Source organism: Cellvibrio sp. (assembly GCF_053579595.1).
Map to the genome: position 1 here is coordinate 1 of NZ_JBRFPI010000417.1, position 3,737 is coordinate 3,737.

Below are 3,737 nucleotides of genomic sequence, written 5' to 3' on the forward strand. Positions count from 1 at the left end.
AATCTATTTTCATCTCACTCATGGTGACTTCCTTCAGCATCGCGGCCTCACTTTAATATGCATTCTTAGCATTGTTATAGCGCCTGCTGAAAACGCATCCCTGGTTTCCATTTCTCCAGTCCTGGAAGAATTTCAGCAAGCTACATCCAACCACTTGCAAATTCGTTGCCAACAGCCGCGATTCTCTTGCTGGCAACAACGCTCACAGGCGAACGCCCTGTGTATTGGCTCCCTCATGCGCTAGCGGGTACTGTTATGGTGATACAGACCGCCACCGTGAAGGCACTTTCCTCAGATAAAAAGATAGTTATGACAATTTAGCAGGCCATTTACAGGGCCTTGATCCGAAACCACCCCGCGATGCTCTGCCGGAACTGCTTGGCCGGCAACACTTCGTGTGGAAAATCTTCACTTAAAAAAATCACCAACCTGCCACATTCTGGTGCAAGACGAATCAATTCATTCTCGCCTGCTTCATCATAGAGCACCAACTCACCGCCAGCCATTAAATCCCAAGCCTGGTTCAAATATAAAACCGTGGACAGCTTGCGCCCCGGTTTCCCTCTGAAGGCGTCGCGGTGTTTTTGGTAAAAGGCACCCGGAGCATAAACCGCATAGTGACTCTCGTAATCAAACAGGCCGAGGAATAACCGCTGGTTTATCCCCAACCTCAGTTTATCCATCCATGATAAAAATTCTGTGACAGCAGGATTGCCCGGCTCGAGCCATTGAATTGCGTCACCACGAATATCCTGATTGCGCTGGTAGTCACCCTGACGCCCCACGCCCGCCGGTGCGAGTGCCGCTTGTTGCGCTCGCAAATGTTCAATCAAACCTTGGATCAGGGATGGGGGCAACGGCTGGTCAAGCAGGATAAAACCCGGGCCCGCCAGTGCGTCTGCTATTTGATCCAACAAGAGTTCTGAGGGAGATGCGTTTGTTATGTCCATCATAAAAAATCACAGGCTATCAACGAGCCGCCATTATAGGCTTGATCCACATCAATTCAGTGCTGCGCGCAAATTTTTACCATAGGCAGACGCGCCAAGAGGAAGCTCGCCTATGTCAGTATTCACGCAACAGATTGAATGGGATAACACCCTGATCAGCCGCTACGATCTGGCGGGGCCACGTTACACATCCTATCCCACTGCCCCGCAATTTCAGGAGTCGTTTACAGAGGCCGCGCTGCTCAATGCAATCAACCGCAGCAATCAGGCGCAGCGCCCTTTGTCACTCTATTTTCACATTCCGTTTTGCGACAGCCTTTGTTATTACTGCGGCTGCAACAAAATTGTGACTAACAACAAAAGCCGTTCAACACCTTACATCCACCGAATGATTCAGGAACTCTCGCTCTACGCGGATTTATTTGACAACCGCCGCCAGGTAAAACAATTGCATTGGGGCGGCGGCACGCCCACGTTTATTAGCGATGATGAAATGTCGCTGCTAATGCATGCCACGCGCCGACTATTTCGCTTGGCTGATGATACCGAGGGCGAATTCTCAATTGAAATTCACCCGGGGCGAGTCAGCATAGACACCATGACGCATTTGCGTGATTTGGGTTTTAATCGCGTGAGCATGGGCGTTCAGGATTTTGATCCACGCGTGCAGAAAGCGGTAAATCGCTATAACACATTTGAGCAAGTTAGCGAATTAATGCAGGGGTTGCGCGCGCAACATTATCAATCCGTGAGCATGGATTTCATTTACGGCCTGCCACTGCAAACCCTTTCCAGTATTAAAGAGACGCTGACAAAAATTATCGATTTAAATCCGGATCGCTTGTCGCTTTTTAATTACGCGCACATGCCCCACCTGTTTAAAAGCCAAATGCTCATTAGCGATAAAGATCTGCCCAGCGCCGCTGAAAAACTGGATATTTTGCACTTTGCAATTCAAACGTTGGAAGCGGCTGGCTATATCTACATCGGCATGGATCACTTTGCCAAACCGGATGATGAATTAGTACGCGCACAGCAAGCAGGAAAATTACAGCGCAATTTCCAAGGCTATTCTACTCATAAAGACTGCGATCTAATTGCAGTGGGCGTTTCCTCCATCAGCATGATTGACAATATCTACGTTCAAAATGCGAAAGACCTCAATACCTATCAACAAAAATTGGATTTGGGTTTACTGCCTATAGCGCGCGGTTTTACCTTGAATGACGAGGATCAGCTGCGGCGTTTTGTTATCAACAGTTTGATTTGCCACTTACGGTTAGATTTTGCCGAATTGGAACACGCATTTTCCATCAACCCCAGAGACTATTTCGCGGCAGAAATTGCGCAGCTTGTCCCCATGATTGAGGATGGTTTAATCACAGTTAATGACAGCGGTATTCGCGTGCACAACAAAGGACGCTTATTAATTCGACGTGTGTGCATGGTGTTTGATGAATATTTGCAGAGGCCGTTGCAGAGCGGTAATCAGGTCCGTTATTCTAAAATCATTTGAAAAAAGCCCGCCGGAAACCGGCGGGCGAAAATCTGGCGAGTTTTTGCCAGATGCTTGCGGAAAATAAAAACCGGTTGAAATCTTATCTTTTAGAAGGCTCTTCTGCGAGTTGCGACAATGCTAGCTCTGCAATGCCCAAAATAGCAGCCATACCATTCAAGTTAGTTTTCACTATGTAGCTCTCAGTTTGCTCTAGAACAGCGGAGGGACCATAGCCATTGAGGCACACCAAAAAGTATTCGCGGATCATCTGCAACAATTGCGGCTGCTCCATCACACCGCCACCCAAAATAATTTTTTGTGGTGCCAATAGCTGCGTCAGATTGGCACACATCAGCGCGAGATATTGCGCCTCTAACAGCCAGGCAGGATGATCCGCCTTCAAAAATTTTCCGGATACCCCCCAGCGCGATTCAATCGATTTTCCGGATGCCAAACCCTCAAGACAGCCCAAATGAAACGGACAGCAACCCGCATAGTTATCCATTAGCTGATCACGCGGCATCAACATGTGGCCCACTTCAGGATGCCTGATGCCATGCACCAAATGGTTATTAACAACTATACCCGCACCGATTCCCGTGCCCACGGTGACATATATAAAATCGCTCAGGTCACGCGCCGCGCCCGCTACTTTTTCGCCCCAGGCCGCGCCATTAACATCGGTATCAAAAGTAATGGGAACATTTAACTCACGCGCGAAATAGCCGCAGATATCGGTGTTTGACCAACCAGGTTTGGGCGTATTGGTGATGTATCCATAGGTCGGCGAATCCGCCATCAAATCGACCGGACCAAAACTTGCGATACCCATCGCAATCAACTGAGCATCGTGCGCCGCTACACTCTGGCGAAAGAAATCGCATACAGCAGCGAGCGTTTGTGCAGGCGTCGTAGTCTCAAATGCGGCCTGCGCAATCAGGTTGAGTTCGGTATCGAGTAATGCGCAATTGAATTTTGTCCCGCCCGCTTCAAGTGCAGCAATTACATTGGCGTTGGATGGGCTTTGCATAAAAATTCCACCAGCAACTACCCCCAAATCATCAGGGGCAGATGAGTTAATCAAAGAATAAAAAGAGCCGGGAAAATTCCCCAGCGATAAGCACTGCTAGAACGTAGAACGCAATGTCTTTCCGATGCTAGTGATTAATTGTTTTGCTATCTAATCGCTCAGGCTCAATTAATTAAATCACTGTGAATTAATAATATCAAGAAGATTAATTGATCTTTTTTTCATCCTATTGTGGTTCCATAGATCTTTTAGGATTAAT

Annotated in this window: 4 protein-coding genes; 2 read left to right on the plus strand and 2 right to left on the minus strand. The window is 47.8% G+C overall.

All coding sequences use genetic code 11. From position 1 onward, the window contains the following. A partial coding sequence (locus ACWA6V_RS18855) for a hypothetical protein (RefSeq protein ID WP_449523942.1) occupies positions 1 to 244 on the plus strand: 244 nt, incomplete at its 5' end. Positions 245 to 329: 85 nt separating this feature from the next. On the opposite strand, the gene ACWA6V_RS18860 is transcribed toward ACWA6V_RS18855, so the two are convergent. Continuing rightward, positions 330 to 953 (minus strand): 2OG-Fe(II) oxygenase, encoded by a 624-nt coding sequence (locus ACWA6V_RS18860; protein WP_449523943.1) that lies wholly within the window; start codon positions 951 to 953, stop codon positions 330 to 332. 109 nt (positions 954 to 1,062) lie between these two features. Between ACWA6V_RS18860 and hemN the strand changes: the two genes are divergently transcribed. After that, positions 1,063 to 2,466 carry an oxygen-independent coproporphyrinogen III oxidase gene (hemN, locus tag ACWA6V_RS18865; RefSeq protein ID WP_449523944.1) on the plus strand — a complete coding sequence of 468 codons (1,404 nt, stop codon included), beginning with the start codon at positions 1,063 to 1,065 and terminating at the stop codon, positions 2,464 to 2,466. Positions 2,467 to 2,548: 82 nt separating this feature from the next. Here hemN and ACWA6V_RS18870 read toward each other — a convergent pair whose 3' ends face one another. Continuing rightward, positions 2,549 to 3,478 (minus strand): ROK family protein, encoded by a 930-nt coding sequence (locus tag ACWA6V_RS18870; RefSeq protein ID WP_449523945.1) that lies wholly within the window; start codon positions 3,476 to 3,478, stop codon positions 2,549 to 2,551. Between the last annotated feature and the right edge of the window lie 259 nt (positions 3,479 to 3,737).